The organism is Enterobacter cloacae complex sp. P12RS, assembly GCF_014895875.1.
Lineage (GTDB): Bacteria > Pseudomonadota > Gammaproteobacteria > Enterobacterales > Enterobacteriaceae > Enterobacter > Enterobacter bugandensis.
Map to the genome: position 1 here is coordinate 32,699 of NZ_JADBQO010000003.1, position 18,962 is coordinate 51,660.

The 18,962-nt window shown below is 56.4% G+C and carries 14 protein-coding genes, 1 pseudogene and 1 CRISPR repeat array; of the genes and pseudogenes, 7 read left to right on the forward strand and 8 right to left on the reverse strand.

Annotation, left to right across the window (positions count from 1 at the left end; all coding sequences use genetic code 11):
* Positions 1–4: 4 nt before the first annotated feature.
* The 6 genes and pseudogenes from gspL (at position 5) to IM284_RS01340 (ending at position 7,899) form a co-directional block, all read left to right on the forward strand.
* A pseudogene (gspL, locus tag IM284_RS01315) lies at positions 5–1,138 on the forward strand (type II secretion system protein GspL).
* Positions 1,135–1,620: a type II secretion system protein GspM gene (gene gspM / locus IM284_RS01320; protein ID WP_045261799.1), complete on the forward strand. Its 486-nt coding sequence runs from the start codon at positions 1,135–1,137 to the stop codon at positions 1,618–1,620. Before gspL ends, gspM begins: the two are co-directional and overlap by 4 nt.
* Positions 1,617–2,414 carry an A24 family peptidase gene (locus IM284_RS01325; protein WP_047368190.1) on the forward strand — a complete coding sequence of 266 codons (798 nt, stop codon included), beginning with the start codon at positions 1,617–1,619 and terminating at the stop codon, positions 2,412–2,414. Before gspM ends, IM284_RS01325 begins: the two co-directional genes overlap by 4 nt.
* A 255-nt stretch (positions 2,415–2,669) precedes the next feature.
* Positions 2,670–5,396 (forward strand): glycosyl hydrolase family 18 protein, encoded by a 2,727-nt coding sequence (locus tag IM284_RS01330; protein ID WP_193055699.1) that lies wholly within the window; start codon positions 2,670–2,672, stop codon positions 5,394–5,396.
* Between the two features lie 102 nt (positions 5,397–5,498).
* Positions 5,499–5,939: a type III secretion system invasion protein IagB gene (gene iagB / locus IM284_RS01335; protein ID WP_045261797.1), complete on the forward strand. Its 441-nt coding sequence runs from the start codon at positions 5,499–5,501 to the stop codon at positions 5,937–5,939.
* Between the two features lie 133 nt (positions 5,940–6,072).
* On the forward strand, positions 6,073–7,899 hold the full coding sequence (locus IM284_RS01340) for a chitinase (RefSeq protein ID WP_047368192.1): 1,827 nt from the start codon (positions 6,073–6,075) through the stop codon (positions 7,897–7,899).
* 111 nt (positions 7,900–8,010) lie between these two features.
* Here IM284_RS01340 and IM284_RS01345 read toward each other — a convergent pair whose 3' ends face one another.
* The 4 genes from IM284_RS01345 to poxB form a co-directional block, all read right to left on the reverse strand.
* Positions 8,011–9,024: an NAD(P)-dependent oxidoreductase gene (locus IM284_RS01345; RefSeq protein ID WP_028012536.1), complete on the reverse strand. Its 1,014-nt coding sequence runs from the start codon at positions 9,022–9,024 to the stop codon at positions 8,011–8,013.
* 91 nt (positions 9,025–9,115) lie between these two features.
* Positions 9,116–10,552 (reverse strand): SDR family oxidoreductase, encoded by a 1,437-nt coding sequence (locus IM284_RS01350; RefSeq protein WP_047368194.1) that lies wholly within the window; start codon positions 10,550–10,552, stop codon positions 9,116–9,118.
* A gap of 10 nt (positions 10,553–10,562) precedes the next feature.
* Positions 10,563–11,564 (reverse strand): low-specificity L-threonine aldolase, encoded by a 1,002-nt coding sequence (gene ltaE / locus IM284_RS01355; protein WP_047368195.1) that lies wholly within the window; start codon positions 11,562–11,564, stop codon positions 10,563–10,565.
* A gap of 38 nt (positions 11,565–11,602) precedes the next feature.
* Entirely contained in the window at positions 11,603–13,321 is a 1,719-nt protein-coding gene (poxB, locus tag IM284_RS01360; RefSeq protein ID WP_041910648.1) for a ubiquinone-dependent pyruvate dehydrogenase, read from the reverse strand.
* A gap of 151 nt (positions 13,322–13,472) precedes the next feature.
* Between poxB and IM284_RS01365 the strand changes: the two genes are divergently transcribed.
* Complete coding sequence (locus IM284_RS01365; protein WP_047368196.1) at positions 13,473–13,907, forward strand: DoxX family protein; 435 nt, start codon at positions 13,473–13,475, stop codon at positions 13,905–13,907.
* Positions 13,908–14,069: 162 nt separating this feature from the next.
* A CRISPR array of direct repeats spans positions 14,070–14,276; the repeat unit is 28 nt; unit sequence TTCACTGCCGTACAGGCAGCTTAGAAAA.
* An 85-nt stretch (positions 14,277–14,361) separates the two neighbouring features.
* On the opposite strand, the gene hcr is transcribed toward IM284_RS01365, so the two are convergent.
* The 4 genes from hcr to aqpZ form a co-directional block, all read right to left on the reverse strand.
* Positions 14,362–15,330 (reverse strand): NADH oxidoreductase, encoded by a 969-nt coding sequence (gene hcr, locus IM284_RS01370; protein ID WP_063437598.1) that lies wholly within the window; start codon positions 15,328–15,330, stop codon positions 14,362–14,364.
* A 10-nt stretch (positions 15,331–15,340) separates the two neighbouring features.
* The gene (gene hcp, locus IM284_RS01375) at positions 15,341–16,993 is read right to left on the reverse strand and encodes a hydroxylamine reductase (RefSeq protein WP_028012542.1); all 1,653 of its coding nucleotides are present in this window, start codon (positions 16,991–16,993) and stop codon (positions 15,341–15,343) included.
* 144 nt (positions 16,994–17,137) lie between these two features.
* The gene (locus tag IM284_RS01380) at positions 17,138–18,037 is read right to left on the reverse strand and encodes a lysine exporter LysO family protein (RefSeq protein ID WP_028012543.1); all 900 of its coding nucleotides are present in this window, start codon (positions 18,035–18,037) and stop codon (positions 17,138–17,140) included.
* 180 nt (positions 18,038–18,217) lie between these two features.
* On the reverse strand, positions 18,218–18,913 hold the full coding sequence (gene aqpZ / locus IM284_RS01385; protein ID WP_028012545.1) for an aquaporin Z: 696 nt from the start codon (positions 18,911–18,913) through the stop codon (positions 18,218–18,220).
* Between the last annotated feature and the right edge of the window lie 49 nt (positions 18,914–18,962).

The window sequence follows — 18,962 nt, forward strand, 5'->3', positions numbered from 1 at the left end:
CGCTATGAAACAGGTACTTTTTGTTCGTCCCGATAACCGCGAGGGCGGGAAAATAATGGGGTGTGTCTCCGGCAGCCAGCAGGTTGAGACGCTGGAGAGCCTGGACGCGCTGGCGGATCACCCACTGGCGGCCCGTGTTTGTCTGCTGCTGCCCGCCAGCAGCATGATCTTCCGCCATTTTACGCTGCCGAAGAAAGTCGCCTCTCAGGCGACGGCATTCTCCTAGATGGCGGAAGAGACGCTGATTGGCGAGGTGGATAATCTCCACTGGACGGTGCTGAACAAAAAAGGCGCTGAGGTTGATGCGGTGGCGATAGACGCCGATCTGCTGCGCGGGTGGTTAAGCCGCTGTCAGGAGGCGGGGTTAAAAGTGATCCAGGTGCTGCCGGATGCCTGGCTGCTGCCCGTGACGGCTGGCGGAAGTACTCTTGTCGCTCAGGACGACGGCTACTGGCTACGTTTATCACCGCATGTTGCCAGCGAAATGGAAGCGAGCCTGCTGCCGCTTCTGATGCAGAAGGCCGGAGAGGGGGAGGTGTGCTGTTACGGCGAAGCGCCTGCTGGTGTGGACGTCGACATTGCCCAGCCCTGGCAGCATCCGTTGGTGCTGATCCAGCCGCAGTGGCAGGCCTGTCGCGTGAATCTGCTTCACGGTGAATTCAGCCTTAAGGCCGGTAACGGGCGCGTCGCGAAAAGCATGAAAGCCGCAGTGGCGATTGCGGGCCTGCTGTCCGTTGGCCTGCTGCTGGGGCCGCGCATTGCGATGGCCTGGATGCTGGTGCAGCAGGAAAACCAGATACAGGAGGAGATCCTCCAGGTGTATAAGCACCATTTCCCCAGCATGCGTCACCAGACCAATATCAAATATCACTTTGGTCAGAACGTCAAAAAACAGAGTAAGGGGATCTTCCTTCAGTTGGACGAGCTGGCGGCCGCCCGGCAGTCAGTGCCTGCGATGGAAATCGATTTGCTGGAATACGATGCGCAGCAAAACACGCTGACGCTGAGCGTCAGCGCGCAAAACCAGCCCGCGTTGCAGGCGTTTGTTAACCAGACCCGTGAGAATTTCGATTTTACCTTACAGCCTGTTTCAACCACCGAACCCTATACCGCCATGATCGCAGGGAAACATAAATGAAAGAGCGAATCGCGCAGCTGAAATCACGCTACCAGAACTACAGCGCCCGGGAGAAAGTTATTTTAAAACTCTGCATCGTTGCCCTGCTTGGGGCTGCGGTGTATTACGCAGGAGTCATCCCTTTGGATAATATGATTCAAAATAGTAAATCGACGCTTAAAAGACAAAAAGAGACGCTTAACTGGATGCGCAATGAAATTGATAAAAATCATCTTCAGGTTCAGTTAGTCAAAACGGATAATCCACGCACGGTGGTAGAGAAAAGCGCCAATGAAATTAACCTGTCGCTGACGGACGTGCGCCAGGAGGGACAAACTTTATCGTTCGTGGTTAATAGGGTAAATGTTTATGAATTAAAAAACTGGCTGCGCGAAATTAATCAAACCTCCGGCGTCAGATTGCAAAAAATAAACCTCACGCCGGTTGACCATCTCAGCGATGTAAAAGCGCAGGTGCAGCTCACCTGGGCAAAAAACGCATGAATACCTTCTCGCTGATCCGGGAGGCCTGCCCGGTTAGTTTTCCGATAATGAGTGCGATCCTGGGCGGGATTATGGGTAGTTTTCTTGGCGTTGTTGCCGAGCGCCTGCCGGGGATCGTGATGGATGAAGAGGGAAGCGGCAATCTGCTCTTTCCTGCCTCGCACTGTCCGGTGTGCCAGCACACGCTTGCTGCATGGGAAAATATCCCCCTGGTCAGCTGGCTGTTATTACGGGGACGCTGCCACCAGTGCGGCACGACCATCCCGCTGCGGTTATTTTTGATCGAATTTTTCTCGGCGCTGTTTTTTGGCGTTACGGCCTGGTGCATGCCGGACGTTCAGGGGGTGTTTTCGCTGTGGTTACTCGCGCTGTTTTTACTGCCTCTGGCGATGATCGACTGGCAGCATCAGCTTCTCCCGGACTGCCTGACCCAGCCGCTGTTGTGGGCAGGTCTCTTACTCCATGCATTTGACCACAGGTTGCCGTTGCAGGACGCGCTGTTCGGTGCGGTAGCGGGCTATCTGTCGCTCTGGCTGCTTTACTGGGCCTTTCGCCTGCTGACCGGGCGGGAAGGACTGGGCTACGGCGATTTTAAGCTGCTGGCGGCCTTAGGTGCCTGGTGCGGCTGGCAGGCGCTGCCTTCAATTGAACTTGCCGCAGCGTTGAGCGGTATCGCGGGCTATTTCGCGTTAAATAATTTAAATAAAAATAACCTCACTATTTCTTTCGGACCCTATCTGTCATTTGCTGGAATAGTCGTGTTTATTGGACAGCAGTTTGCTTTCATATTTTAAATATACAGGTCAAGTTTTTTTATAAGTTTTTTTGACGGTGGAAGAGAAGGATGTCTCTTTGCGCTCAGTGTATCGTAAAAGATATAAGCTACACGGAATTTGGGCTTGTATCTTTTTATGGAGGAATACAACGCAGCAAGACGTTTTTTGTCACGGTTTTCAGGTTGGTTAAATACGCATTACGCAAATAGACTCCATGCTCTCAAGGAAGACATGGATTATTACGTTACGAATAAATTTATCAGGAAATAAAAAATGAAATTTATGAAGCCTAAATATCTGGCGCTTTTTGTTGCAGCCGCAACAAGCTCAGTATTTGCAGCGGCGCCGGGTACACCGTCAATTACATCAGGCAATGATAAGTTTGCGCTGGTAGAGGTGGATCAGGCGGCACAGGACTACAACAACCTCATCAAAGTGCATAAAGATGGCGTTGACGTGAAGGTGGAGTGGAACGTCTGGAGCGGCGATGCCCCAACGTCTGCAAAAGTTTTGCTGGACGGCAAGACCGTCTGGACCGGTGCGGGTAGTGCCGCAGGCTCTGCGACCTTTAAAGTGAAGAAAGGCGGACGCTATCAGGAGCAGGTTGAGCTGTGTAACGACAGCGGCTGCACCAAGAGCGCCAGCAAGCTGATCATCGTGGCGGACACCGACGGTAGCCACCTGCTTCCTCTGAACACCCCGCTGCTGGAAAACAACAAAGCGTTCGCGCAGCACACCGATAAAGTGGTTGGCGCTTACTTCCCTGAGTGGGGCGTGTACGACCGTAACTTCTCGGCAGACAAAATTCCTGTCGCGAACATTAACCACCTGCTGTACGGCTTCATTCCAATCTGTGGCGGCGACGGCATTAACGACAGCGCCAAATCCTCCGGCGCGCTGGAGTCTCTGAAACGCGCCTGTCAGGGCCGCCAGGACTACACCGTGGCGATCCACGACCCGTGGGCTGCGCTGCAAAAACCTCAGCAGGGCGTAAGCAACTGGGACGACCCGTACAAAGGCAACTACGGCCAGCTGATGGCGATGAAAAAAGCCCATCCTGATCTGAAAATCCTGCCATCCGTAGGCGGCTGGACTCTGTCTGACCCGTTCTATCAGATGGATAACAAAGTGCTGCGCGACCGCTTCGTTGCGTCCGTTAAAGACTTCCTGACCACCTGGAAAGTGTTCGACGGTGTGGATATCGACTGGGAATTCCCGGGCGGCGGCGGTGAGAACGCCAAGCTGGGTAACCCGCAGACCGACAAAGCGACTTACACCGCGCTGATGCATGACCTGCGTCAGATGCTGAACGAGCTGTCTGCGGAAACTGGTCGTACCTACGAGCTGACCACGGCAATCGGTGCAGGTAAAGATAAGATCGAAGACGTGGACTACAACACCGCGCAGCAGTACATCGACCATATCTTCCTGATGAGCTACGACTTCTACGGTGCGTGGAGTAATACCGATTTGGGTCACCAGACCGCGCTGTACGGTGCGTCCTGGAAACCAGATACCAACTACACCACCGATAACGCAGTGAAAGAGATGCTGGCGCAGGGCGTTCAGCCTGGCAAGATCGTCGTCGGTGCGGGCATGTATGGCCGCGGCTGGACCGGCGTTCACGGTTACACGGGTGACAATCCATTCACCGGTACCGCGACGGGTCCAATCAAAGGGACATGGGAAAACGGTATTGTTGACTACCGTCAGATTGTAAACCAGATGCTGGGCAAACCAGGCTGGGAATACAAATACGACGAAGCAGCAGAAGCGCCGTACGTGTTCAACAAATCCACCGGTGAGCTGGTGACATACGATAACGCCCGTTCCGTCAATGCGAAAGGCAAATACGTGCTGAGCAAAAACCTGGGTGGTTTGTTCGCATGGTCTATCGAATCCGATAACGGCGATATCCTGAATGCCATGAACGAAAGCCTGCTGGGCGGCAGCTCTACGCCTGTTGAGCCGGTTGTAACCAACCATGCGCCTGTCGCTTCTGCAACCGACATGACGGTAACGGGCCCGGCGACTGTCACGCTCGACGGCTCAGCCTCCAGCGACCAGGACGGCGATGCGCTGACCTATAAATGGACGCAGGTTTCCGGCGCCACCGTGACCCTGGCGAACAGCACCAAAGCGAAAGCCAGCTTCAGCGTACCGGCCGTGACCAGCGATCAGAACCTGGTGTTCCGCCTGACCGTGACCGACGCGAAAGGGTTGAGCAACGCTATCGACGTACAGGTAGTGAACAAAGCGCCTAAGGCCAACCAGGCTCCGGTGATCAATGCTATGGAATCCGTTACCGTTGAATCCGGTGAAGCGATTTCTCTGCATGCACAAGCCTCCGATCCTGATGGCGATGCGCTGACCTACAGCTGGAGCGTACCGGCTGATATGAACGCAACGGGTACTGATACTGCTAACGTTCGCATCACTGCGCCAGAGGTGAACAATACCTCTTCTTACACGCTGAGCGTTGTTGTGACGGATGGTAAAACCAGCGTGCAGTCTAACGTGCAGGTAACTGTGAATCCAAAACCGGCTGACGTAACGCCACCGGCTGATGAGGTGACCCCTCCGGCTGACGATGTGACCCCACCAACTGACGATGTGACCCCTCCGGCTGATGATGTGACTCCGCCATCTGACGAAGGTTCTGCAACCGGTAGCTGCGACGCGCCTGTCGATGCTAACGCCAGCAAATATGCTGCGTGGGATGCCAGCAAAATCTACAACAATGGCGATACCGTAAGCTTCGACCATCTGGTGTGGAAAGCGAAGTACTGGACGCAGGGCAACCAGCCTGGCTTCGGTGTGGATGCATGGGAACTGGTGAGCAACGTGAAGATGAACTGGCGTTCTGACCTGGTCTACAACGGCGGCGATACCACCACTTACCAGGGCAGCGTTTACCGTGCCAAATGGTGGACTCGTGGTGATAACCCGGCTAACAGCGATGTATGGGTAAAAGAAGGCGCAGCAACAGACTGCAAATAATCTAGCCCAATAAATGCTCCCCCCTTATTGGGGGGAGCAATTCAAACTTCATTTTACAGGATGTTGGCCAGGAGAAATAACCGAAAATGTCAGCAGGTAAAAATGAAAAAGTTAATATTGTTGTTATTGATAATAAGCCAAAGCGCACTGGCAAATTGTTGGGACAGAGCTGCGCATTATTATCATGTCGATCCTTATTTGCTGTATGCCATTGCTAACGTTGAATCCGGGATGAATCCGTATGCGGTTGGGCAAAACCACGATGGCACTCGCGATGTGGGATTAATGCAAATAAACAGCTCGCACTTTACGGAGCTTGAGAGCAAAGGCATTGATGAATATCAGTTGATGGCCGAACCCTGTACCTCAATTATGGTGGGAGCGTCAATTCTCTCAAACATGATTAAGGTCTATGGCTATAACTGGGAAGCGGTGGGTGCCTATAACGCCGGGTTGAAAAAAGAGAATTATCCGCAGCGTATGATGTATGCCCACAAAGTCTGGAAAAAATATCAAGAGTTGAAATTAGCAGCGCGTTATTAACGTTTTTTATTTTTGAAGAATTCCTTTTGGTGTTCTTCGAAAAGTGAAAACAGCTGTCTGTGGTTTATTTATTAATGGATTAATACATAAACCGGGATTCTTTTTTTAATCTTAACGAAACAGGAATATTGAAATGAACAAAAGGACGTTACTGAGTGTACTTGTTGCTGGTGCTTGCGTTGCACCTTTTATGGCGCAGGCTGCCTCTTTGCAGGCGACCACCGGCGAGCCGTACACCATGAAAGCCAGCGATCTGGCGAAGAAAGAGCAGGAGCTCACTAACTTCCCGCTGATGACCTCCGTTAAAGAGACGATTCAGACCCTTGATAACGCGCAGGTCGAAATGATTGAGCCAGGCCGTGCGGCGAACCCGGACAACGTTAAGCGCGTGGAAGGGATCGTGAAGGCCAGCGACTGGGATTATCTCTTCCCGCTGCGCGCTCAGGCCTATACCTACAGCAACTTCCTGAAAGCCGTAGGTAAATTCCCGGCGCTGTGTAAGACCTATAACGACGGTCGCGACAGCGATGCGATCTGCCGCAAAGAGCTGGCCACCATGTTTGCCCACTTTGCCCAGGAAACCGGCGGTCACGAAAGCTGGCGTCCGGAAGCCGAGTGGCGTCAGGCGCTGGTCCACGTGCGTGAAATGGGCTGGAGCGAAGGGCAGAAGGGCGGCTATAACGGCGAATGTGACCCGAAAGTATGGCAGGGCCAGACCTGGCCGTGCGGTAAGGATAAAGACGGTGACTTCCTGAGCTACTTCGGTCGCGGCGCGAAGCAGCTGTCCTACAACTACAACTACGGTCCGTTCTCCGAAGCAATGTACGGCGACGTGCGTACCCTGCTGGATAAACCTGAGCTGGTGGCGGATACCTGGCTGAACCTGGCGAGCGCGATCTTCTTCTTCGCCTACCCGCAGCCGCCAAAACCAAGCATGCTGCAGGTTATCGACGGCACGTGGCAGCCGAACGATCATGATAAAGCCAACGGTCTGGTCCCTGGCTTCGGTGTGACCACCCAGATCATCAACGGCGGCGTAGAGTGCGGCGGCCCGACTGAAATTGCTCAGTCTCAGAACCGTATCAAGTACTACAAAGAGTTCGCGAACTACCTGAAAGTGCCTGTTCCGGCCAATGAAGTGCTGGGCTGCGCCAACATGAAGCAGTTCGACGAATACGGTGCCGGCGCCCTGAAGATCTACTGGGAGCAGGACTGGGGATGGAGCGCGGATACGCCAGACGGTAAGACCTACTCGTGCCAACTGGTGGGCTACCAGACGCCGTTCAGTGCGTTCAAAGACGGCGACTATACCAAGTGCGTGCAGAAGTTCTATAACGTCAATATCGTGAACGATGACGGCTCTGCCGTAACGCCGGACGAAACCCCGGTAACGCCAGCACCAACGCCTTCAGAAGATGAAACGCCGGCACCAGCTCCAGCGCCAACGCCGGATGAAACCCCGGCTGAACCTGTTGCGGTGAACCACGCGCCGGTAGCGCAGATTGCGGGTCCAATCGGTGCCGTTGAAGCGGGCGCACAGGTTTCTCTGAGCGCGGAAGGCTCTTCCGACGCGGACGGCAACAAGCTGACCTACACCTGGCATTCTCAGGATGGCCAGACTGTGACCGGCGAAGATAAAGCGGTGGTGACCTTCAAGGCGCCTGAGTCCGCAACGGCGCAGCAGATTGAAATCAGCCTGACCGTCAGCGATGGCGAGCTGAGCAATACCACCACTTACCTGCTGAACGTGAAAGCGAAAGCGGCAACGCCATCAGGTGACGAAGGTGCTTACCAGGCGTGGAGCGCGAACAGCAAGTACAACGCAGGTGATATCGTGAACAACCACGGTAAACTGTTCCAGTGCAAACCGTTCCCGTACAGCGGCTGGTGTAACAACTCCCCGGCATACTATGAACCAGGCGCAGGTCTGGCATGGGCTGATGCCTGGACGGCTCTGTAAAAGCAAACGGCAACCGAAAGGTTGCCGTTTTAGTATTTGCACTTTCCCCTCTCCCCGGAGGGGCAAGGGGATGTAGGCCCGGTAAGGCGAAGCCGCCACCGGGCAAAAAGGCTAGCGGTGCAACTTCCCGTGATCCCGTAACCACGCTGCCGTGCGCACAATGCCTTCATCCAGCGTCACAATCGGCTTATACCCCAGCTCAGTCTCCGCGCGCGTGATATCCAGCGTAAAATCAAAGTTAAGCTTCGATACGCCGTAGTGCGTCAGCGCGGGCTCTTTGGCGGATTTACTGCCAAAACGCTCCATGCTGCGGGCGATCATGTCCAGCATCGGGTAGGGCACGGAACGGATACGGCAGTCGATCTGCAGTTCATCAATCAGCCGCTGCACAATGCTGCGCAACGTGCACGGTTCACCGTTGGTGATGTTATAGGCGCGACCGGAGATAAGCTTATCGCAGTCCGGCTGGCTTGCCAGCCACATGGCGTGGACGGCATTTTCGTAATAGGTCATGTCCACCAGCGCATCGCCGCCGCGCGGCAGCAGCACGCTGCCGTAGTGGTGCATCATCTGCGCCAGACGCGGAATAAACACTTTGTCGTGCGGTCCGAAGAGGCTCTGCGGGCGCAGGACGGTAAAACGGGTATGCGGGTTTGACTGCGCCAGCAGGTCGATTACCTCTTCGCTGGCCGCCTTGCTGCGGGCAAACTCGCAGGCAAAGCGAGCAGGGCGGAAATCTTCCTGCACGTCGCGATGGTGGTGATAATCAAAATAGAGCGACGGGGAGGAGATATGGATAAAGTTACGCACGCCCCAGGCGACGGCCCATTCGCCCAGACGACGCGTGGCGCGCACGTTGGCGAGATCGAAGGCTTCCTGGGTTCCCCACGGGGAGGTAAAACTGGAGCAGTGCCACAGCGTGTCGATACCGGCGAGCATCACCTTCGCCTGCGAGGAGACCAGCTCCGTCAGGTCGGCATGGACGAACTCCGCGCCCATTTTTTGCAGCAGTTTCCCCATCGCTTCGTTGCGACCGGTGGCCCTGACGCTGATGCCCTTGTTGCGCAGAAATTCGACCGCATTTCGGCCTAAGCCGCTGGTCGCCCCGGTAACCAGTACCTTCATATCAATCCACTGTGTTGAAAAGAATTTCGTGCGCATTCTTTCGTGAATTACGATGTGTTGCAATGGGAAAGGTGAAAGAAAGAGGGTTTTATTAACTTATTTTCGTCTTTTGTTCTGCCAGTTGCGCAATGCGTTTTGCCATACCCCGGAAGATAAACAGATGGGCGGGGATCATAAACAGCCAGTAGAACAGACCCGGCATCCCGTGTGGGTGCCACCAGGCGCGAACGTCCAGTTCCCGATGGTCGCCTTTGTCCTTGAGCGTAAAGCAGAGCCGCCCCAGCCCCGGCGCCTTCATGCCGAACAGTAGCGCCAGCTGTTTTTCCGGCTCGACGACGATCACCTTCCAGCTGTCGACCGCATCGCCTGGCGCAAGATACGGATGCGCGGGGCGGCCTTTCGCCAGCCGGTGGCCCACCAGCAGATCCATCGCACCGCGCGTCTGCCAGAGGATATTGCCGAAGAAATAGCGCTCTTTGCCGCCGATCTGGTTCACCACCTCCCACAGCGCGTGAAGGCTGGCAGAGGTTTTTACCGTGCAGCCCGCCTGCTTCGGGTAATAGCCGTACTCGGGGCGCCAGCGGGCAAAGGCCTGCGCGTCGTAGCCCCAGTCGCTGGAGTTCACCAGCTTCTCTTCTTCTTTCAGCGTATGGCGCACCGCGTCGTCAAAGCGGATCAACGCCTGGGGGATCAATGCGCGCAGCGCGCGATCGTCCGCCAGCAAATCGTGCTTTAGCCCCTGGATCAGTGCTTTGGCAGTCGTCGGGGGAACCGAGGTGATCACATTCAAAAACCACACCGATATCCAGCGGGTCGGGAAGGGAATGGGGATCAGCCAGCGGCGGCGTCCGCTGACGCGCATGAAATGTTCGAACTGCTCCTGATAGCTCAGCACTTCCGGGCCTGCCGCCTCCAGCACGCGGTGTTGCTCTGCCGGGTGATCCAGCAGGGCCACCAGATAGTGGAGCAAATTCTCCAGCGCAATCGGCGTGGTGCGCGAGCGCACCCAGCGCGGCGGGGTCAGCACCGGCAGGTTGTAGACCATATCGCGCATTACTTCGAAGGCGGCGGAACCCGCGCCGACGATGATCCCGGCGCGCAGTTCGGTGACGGGAATATTCGCCCCGCGCAGCGTGTCTGCCGTCAGCTGGCGGGCGCGCAGATGGTCGGACTGCTCGTGTTCGGGTGCCTGGAGCGAGCTTAAAAAAATCACCTGCTTCACCGGCGTTTGCAGCAGGGCATCGCGGACGTTCATCGCCACCTGACGCTCGTGGGCGATAAAATCCCCGCCTTCGCCCATGCTGTGGACCAGGTAGTAAAGCGTGTCGACCCCTTCCAGCAGCGCGGGGAGTTCCTTCGGCCAGTTGAGATCGACGTTGTGACAGGTCACGCCAGGCAAACCAAGCTTTTGCAGGCGCTCGGTATTGCGTGCCGCTGCCCGCACCTGATGCCCCTGCTGGCTTAATGCAGTAGTGAGGTGCTGACCGATATATCCGCTGGCGCCAAGCACCAGAATACGTTGCGGCACGTGATGCTCCTTAACGCTGTAAAAACGCCTGCCAGTGTTTCACCACGTCTGCCAGCTGTTCGCGGCTCACGTCGAGATGCATCACCAGGCGCACGACCGGGGAGGCGTTGATCAGCACGCCACGCGCTTTCATAAATTCACCCAGCGCAGCGGCGTGCTCGTCGCCCACGCGCACAAAAAGCATGTTGGTGTCGTGACGCATCACGTCCGCGCCGATCTCGCGCAGCTGCGTTGCCATCCACGCGGCGTTGTCATGATCGTCCTTGAGGCGCGCCACGTTATTTTTTAATGCGTACAGTCCGGCAGCCGCCAGAATGCCCGCCTGACGCATGCCGCCGCCGGTCATTTTACGCCAGCGGTTGGCGCGCTTGATGTAGTCTGCGCTGCCGACCAGCAGCGAACCCACCGGCGTACCCAGCCCTTTTGAGAGGCAAATGGTGAACGAGTCGCAATATTGCGTTATCTCTTTCAGCTCGCAGCCGTACTCCACCACGGCATTGAAAATACGTGCGCCATCGACGTGCAGGCCGAGCCTGCGCTCGCGAGTGAATTCCCACGCCGCTTTCAGGTATTCGCGCGGCAGCACTTTACCGTTGTGGGTGTTTTCGAGGCTGAGCAGCCTGGTGCGGGCGAAGTGAATATCGTCAGCTTTGATTTTTGCCGCGACTTTATCCAGCGGCAGGGAGCCGTCCGGCGCGGCGTCAATCGGCTGCGGCTGGATGCTACCGAGCACCGCCGCGCCGCCAGCTTCGTACAGGTAGTTATGCGCACCCTGGCCGACGATATACTCTTCGCCGCGCTCGCAGTGGCTGAGCAGTGCCACCAGGTTAGCCTGCGTGCCGGTCGGCAGGAACAGCGCGGCCTCCTTGCCGCTCAGCTCTGCCGCATAGCGCTGCAGTTCGTTGATCGTCGGGTCATCGCCGTAGACGTCGTCCCCGACCGGGGCAGCCATCATCTCTTCGAGCATGGCGCGGCTCGGGCGGGTAACGGTATCACTGCGTAAATCAATCATGGCATTTCCCTATAGTTAAAAAGGCGATGCCAGATGTTTTACCTGAGCCAGTTGGTTTTTGCCAGTTCGATCACTTCGTCACCGCGCCCGCTGATGATGGCGCGCAGCATGTAGAGGCTAAAACCTTTGGCCTGTTCCAGTTTGATCTGCGGCGGGATCGCCAGCTCTTCTTTGGCGACGACGACGTCAACCAGTACCGGACCGTCGATGGAGAAGGCGCGCTGCAGGGCTTCATCCACCTCTGAAGCTTTCTCCACGCGGATGCCGGTGATGCCACACGCTTCGGCGATGCGGGCAAAGTTGGTGTCGTGCAGCTCGGTGCCATCCGTGAGATAGCCTCCGGCTTTCATCTCCATCGCCACGAAGCCCAGCACGCTGTTGTTAAAGACCACGATTTTCAGCGGAAGCTTCATCTGCACCACCGACAGGAAATCGCCCATCAGCATGCTGAACCCGCCGTCGCCGCACATCGCCACCACCTGACGCTCCGGCGCCGTCGCTTTTGCGCCCAGCGCCTGCGGCATGGCGTTGGCCATCGAACCGTGGTTGAACGAGCCGAGCAGGCGGCGTTTGCCGTTCATTTTCAGGTAGCGTGCCGCCCAGACGGTTGGCGTGCCCACGTCGCAGGTGAAGATGGCATCGTCGTCCGCAAAATGGCTGATCTGCTGCGCCAGATACTGCGGGTGAATGGCTTTGTCGCTCGGTTTGGCGAGGTCGTCGAGCCCCTTGCGCGCGTCGCGATAGTCGCTCAACGCTTTATCGAGGAACTTGCGGTCGGTTTTCTCTTCCAGCAGCGGCAGCAGGGCGGCAAGGGTGGATTTGATGTCGCCCACCAGCGCCATATCGACCTTGCTGTGCGCGCCGATGCTGGCCGGGTTGATATCAATCTGAATGATTTTGGCATCCGTCGGGTAGAACGCGCGGTACGGGAACTGGGTGCCGAGCAGGATCAGCGTGTCGGCGTTCATCATGGTGTGGAAGCCGGAAGAAAAACCGATTAGCCCGGTCATGCCCACATCGTACGGGTTATCGTATTCGACGTGCTCTTTGCCGCGCAGGGCGTGGACGATCGGCGCTTTCAGCTTTCCGGCAAATTCCAGCAGCTCTTTATGCGCGCCCGCACAGCCGCTGCCGCACATCAGGGCGATATTGCTGGAGTAGCGCAACAGCTGCGCCAGCTTTTTCAGCTCCTCTTCGGCTGGCGTTACCACCGGCTGCGGGGCGTGATACCAGTGGGTGCTGGCCCCTTCGGGCGCAGCCTTGAGCGCCACATCTCCCGGGATAACGACCACGGAAACGCCACGGTTTAGTACGGCTTTGCGCATGGCGATCGCCAGCACCTGCGGGATCTGCTCCGGGGATGAAACCAGCTCACAGTAGTGGCTGCATTCACGGAACAGCTCCTGCGGATGCGTCTCCTGAAAATAGCCGCTGCCGATTTCGGAAGAGGGGATATGGGCGGCAATCGCCAGCACCGGCACGTGGTTACGGTGACAGTCGAACAGGCCGTTGATCAGATGCAGGTTGCCAGGCCCGCACGAGCCTGCACACACGGCCAGTTCTCCTGTGAGCTGCGCTTCGGCACCGGCCGCGAAGGCAGCGACCTCCTCATGACGGGTCGGCATCCATTCGATGGTTTTCATCTTGTTCAGGCTGTCGCTGAGCCCGTTCAGGGAATCGCCGGTCACGCCCCAGATACGTTTTACGCCAGCCTGTTCGAGCGTTTTCGCTATATATGCAGCCACGGTTTGTTTCATGGTTGTCCGTCTCCTTTTTGTGATATCGCTTACAAGCTTAGAAGAAAGTCACTGTATTGCCCGTCAAATCCCCCCATTTAAAAGGTGCTTTTCACGCGCCACGCTTCGGCATAATCTGGTGATGCCTCAGTGAAAACAGGAATCATTTCAAATTGTTAAATCATTGTTAATTGCTGTTAATGAAAAGCTATCGTACGACGATCTCGGCAAACTCTTGTTACGACTTGCCGTCGGTGGGCTGATGCTTTTTCACGGTTTACATAAGCTGTTTGGTGGCGTGGGATTTATCAGCGGCATGCTGGTAGAGAAAGGGCTGCCGGGATTTATTGCCTACGGCGTGTTGATTGGCGAAGTGGTGGCACCGATCCTGATTATTGTCGGGCTCTTTACGCGCCCGGCCGCGCTGGTGCTGGCGTTTACGATGATCGTGGCATGGCTGATGGTGGGAGTGGGTGAAACGTTCGCGCTCGATAAGGTTGGGGCATGGGCGATTGAAAGCCTGGTGTACTTCTTTGTTGGCTCGCTGGCGGTAGCGTGTTTAGGGGCAGGGCGGTTTGCGTTAGGGAAAGCGCCTGCGTGGCAATAAAGCTGGGTGCTAAAAATATAAGGGTCTCTGGACCCTTTTTTATTGGTGGTTTTTAAGTCTTTGATTTTATTAAGCGGAATTATTTGTGATGAAAAAAGGGTTTAAAGGGTATTTTTTAGGGGAATTCTTTATCTGACAAGGTGATAGATGTAGATTGTTCCCTTCACTGCCGTACAGGCAGCTTAGAAAACTATGACCACAAGACAAAGAGCTGCCCAAAGCTTCACTGCCGTACAGGCAGCTTAGAAATGAATTGGGATTGACGGGCCATTCAGGTTGTCGTTCACTGCCGTACAGGCAGCTTAGAAAAGTACGTCCCGCACACCGGGTTGATCGCCTTGTTCACTGCCGTACAGGCAGCATGCACAACGTAGGCCGGGTAAACGCAGTGCCACCCGGCAAAAAAGCCCGGTGGCGCGAGCGTTTACCGGGCCTACGATCGAACGTTTATCGCTTATGCGAGGACCAAATTCCCCTGCGGGTGGCACGAGCACGCCAGCACGTAACCCTCGGCAATTTCCGCGTCGGACAGCGTCATGGTGCTGGTGACGGTATATTCCCCTGAAACCACTTTCGTTTTACAGCAGCCGCACACGCCCGCACGGCAGGCCGCGACTACCGGCACCTTGTTGCTTTCCAGCGCTTCCAGCAGCGTGGTGCCCACGCGGCCAAAGAAGGTCTGTGCGGGCTGCAGTTTGGTGAACTGAATCCCGCTGGTTGCCGCTTCCGCCACCGGCGTGAAGAACTGCTCTTTGAAGAAGCGGGTCACGCCAAGCGCTCTAACTTCTTTCTCCACGATATCCATGTACGGCGCCGGGCCGCAGGTCATCACGGTACGGTTCGCAATATCCGGCACGCTTTGCAGCAGCTCGCGGCTCAGGCGACCGGGCACAAAACCGTGGGTCGCGTTGTGTTCCGCCACCAGCGTCACCGGATAGTCACGCCACTCACCGGCAAAAATCACATCTTCCGGAGAGCGCACGCTGAAGATTGTCTGCACGTCGGCCTGCGGGCGGTTCTTCGCCAGCCAGCGGCGCATCGACATGATCGGCGTTACGCCGCAGCCCGCCGCCAGCAGCAGGAATTTATCGTCTGCCTTGTCGTCACAGGTGAAATCCCCCTGCGCGTCAGACAGCCAGATGTAATCCCCGCGCTTCACGTCACGGGTCAGCCACTGGGAGCCTGCACCGTCATCAATGCGGCGGATAGTGAGCGTAATGTACTCGCTCACGTCCGGCGTGGAGGAGATCGTATAGGCGCGAAGCGTGTCCGCCGAGTTGCGAACGCTGACCAGCGCATACTGGCCCGCACGGTACGGATAGTAGTCGTGGCAGAGCAGCGACAGCGTCCACACATCCGGCGTCTCCTGATGGATGTGATGAACCTGCATCCGCCACGGACATTGTGAGGTTGGCATGGTCATGAATCGCTCCTTACGCGCTCAGCAGTTGCTTCATATCATCTTCAACGTTGGTCACGGAACGCAGACCGAATTTCTCGTTCAGCACCGCCAGCAGGTCCGGCGTCAGGAAGCCTGGCGCGGTCGGGCCGGTTACGATGTTGGTCACGCCGAGAGAAAGCAGGGTCAACAGAATGACGATCGCTTTCTGCTCGAACCAGGAGAGCACCAGCGACAGCGGCAGATCGTTCACGCCGCAGCCGAGTTTTTCCGCCAGCGTGACCGCCAGAATGATGGCCGAGTAAGCATCGTTGCACTGGCCTGCATCAATCAGGCGCGGCAGGCCTTCGATGTTGCCGAAGTCCAGCTTGTTGAAACGGTATTTACCGCACGCCAGGGTCAGGATCAGGCAATCATCCGGCACGCTGGTGGCGAAATCGGTGAAGTAGTTACGCTCGCCGCGCGCGCCGTCGCATCCCCCAACGAGGAAGATGTGGCGCAGCTTTTCACGGCTGACGAGGTCAATCAGAGAATCTGCCGCACCCAGCAGCGTTTCGCGACCGAAGCCAACGGTGATCAGATGTTCGATTTCGCTGTACGGGAAGCCCGCCATCTGCTGCGCCTGCTCGATAACCGGACCGAAATCGTCGCCTTCAAGGTGGCTCACGCCCGGCCAGCCGACGATGCTGCGGGTCCAGATGCGGTCGTCATACGCGCCCACGGTAGGGTCGATGATGCAGTTGGAGGTCATCACGATAGGGCCAGGGAAGCGGGCGAACTCTACCTGCTGATTCTGCCAGCCGCTGCCGTAGTTACCCACCAGATGCTTGAACTTGCGCAGTTCCGGGTAGCCGTGGGCGGGCAGCATTTCGCCGTGGGTATAGACGTTAACGCCGGTGCCTTCGGTCTGCTTCAGCAGGTTGTAGAGATCTTTCAGGTCGTGCCCGGAAATCAGGATGCATTTGCCTTCGGTCGCTTTGACGTTGACCTGCGTCGGGGTTGGATGACCGTAAGTGCTGGTTTCACCGGCATCAAGAATGCTCATGACCCTGAAGTTCATCTGGCCGATTTCCATTGCGCACTCGAGCAGGGCGTTCATGTCGGAAGGCCAGGTGCCGAGCCACGCCATAATTTTGTGGTACTGGGCGTAAATGTTGTTATCTGACTTCCCGAGAACGTGCGCGTGTTCCATATAGGCCGCTGCACCTTTCAGGCCATACAGGCACAGCAGACGCAGGCCGAGGATGTTTTCGCCAATCGCCGCTTTGTCCTTATTAGGGGTAAATTCTGCGGCCTGGCGCTGTAGCTCGCCGAGGTCGTCGCTAACCAGCTGAAGCTCCGCCATTGGGTTGTCCACGCGGGCACTGGTATCGGCATTCAGGCACTGCGCTTTCAAAGCTTCGCGCAGGGCAATCGCTTCGCGGGCATAGCCGACGATGCGCGGAGAATCGAAGTTGACGTTAGTCAGCGTGGAGAAAAACGCGCGCGGCGCGAAGCTGTCGACGTAATGGTCGACGATGCCGTATTCACGGGCTTTGAAGGCCCAGGCGGAAAGACCATGCAGGGCGGCTATCAGCAGATCCTGAAGGTCTGATGTTTCTGCGGTTTTACCGCACATACCCTGCGCGTAAGAGCAGCCGTTGCCTGCCGGGGTACGGATGGTTTGTTCACATTGCACACAAAACATAATCACACCTGTAAAAGTTATATTTAATATACATGTTTAAGGGTATGCCTGTGCCAGAACGGTGAAAAGAGCTTTCTGCGACAAAATAGAGGGAGATTGATTTAGCGCAATTTTGGCGGCAGGAGCCCTACCGCCACAGAGGTATCAGGCAGAGAAAAACGCCATCAGGACGGGAACCAGCAGGCTCAAAATAAAGCCGTGAACGATGGCTGCGGGCACCATCTCCAGCCCGCCCGAACGCTGGAGGACCGGCAGGGTAAAGTCCATCGACGTGGCGCCGCACAGGCCCAGTGCCGTCGAGCGGCTGCGGCGAACCAGACCCGGGATCAGCATGATGGCAATCAGCTCTCGCGCCAGATCGTTAAAGAAGGCGGCGCTACCGATCACCGGGCCGAAGGATTCGGTCAGCAGAATACCGGAGAGGGAGTACCAGCCAAACCCGGAGGCCATCGCCAGGCCGGTTTTTAGCGGCAGATCGAGAATAAAGGCATTAATCACGCCCGCGACCATTGAGCTGACGACAACCATAACGGCAACGATCATTCCCCGACGGTTCAGGACAATCTGTTTCAGCGTCATACCGTTATTTCGCAGCTGAATACCAATCAGGAACAGCAGGAAGATCAGGGTATATTCGCTGGCGTCCGTCGCGTGCTGCAAAAATGTCCATCCGGTAAGGCCCAGAAGAAATCCAAGCACCACGACGCCGCAGAGCTTTAATGATTCCAGCGCCATTGCAATTCGGGAGGGAAGCTTTTCCTGGTGGTGATTATTTTTCCACGGAATAGTGCGTTCCAGCCACAGCAGGGCGGCAATATTGCACAGCAAAATAACCACCACGGTGACCGCAGAATAATGCAGGATGGAAAGTAAATTTGTCGCCAGATTATCCAGGAAGGCCAGGCTGATCCCCATAAAGAACAGAATGACGTAAACAATCCAGCTGAGAAAACGGTTAATAAGCTTTAAGGCCGATTCATGACGCAGCGGAATAAGATAGCCCACAATCAGGGGCAGCAGAATAATGAGGAGTCCTGAAAACATGAACAGCCGGTCCTTTTGAGTTTCTGTTAAGCGCCAGAGACACTACCCAATAAAGGCTGCTCAGTAAAGCGGCAAAAGAAAGCCGGGCGGCGGCTGCGCCTTACCCGGCTTGTGTCTATGTGGGGGTGCGGCCTGTTGCCCTCACCCCGACCCTCTCCCACGGGGAGAGGGAGGGAAAGATTAATCGCGTTTTTCCAGCAGAGTGCGGTACAGCACGCCGCCCAGAATACCGCCGACGATCGGCATCACCCAGAACAGCCACAGCTGCTCAAGCGCCCAGCCGCCCTGGAAAATGGCGACGGCGGTGCTGCGCGCCGGGTTAACGGAGGTGTTGGTCACCGGAATGGAGATCAGGTGGATCAGCGTCAGAGCCAGACCAATGGCGATGGGCGCGAAGCCTGCAGGCGCGTGTTTGTCGGTTGCACCGTGGATCACCAGCAGGAAGCCTGCGGTCAGTACAATTTCAATTACAATGGCAGAAAGCATGGAATAACCGCCCGGAGAGTGTTCGCCGAAGCCGTTAGAGGCGAAGCCGCTGGCCGCCGCGTCAAAGCCTGCTTTACCGCTGGCAATGACGTACAGCACGCCCGCCGCAATAATACCGCCAACCACCTGCGCCACGATGTAGCCAATAACCTCTTTCGCCGGGAAACGTCCGCCCGCCCATAAGCCTAATGTCACCGCCGGGTTAAAATGACCGCCGGAAATATGCCCCACGGCGAAAGCCATGGTTAATACGGTTAAGCCAAATGCCAGCGCGACGCCGACAAAACCAATACCTAATTCCGGGAATGCTGCTGCCAGAACGGCGCTACCGCAGCCACCAAATACCAGCCAGAATGTACCAAAGCATTCTGCTGCCAATTTTCTAAACATAACCACCTCAAAATAATTTTCCACGCGTTTTCCCGCGCACGGGATATAT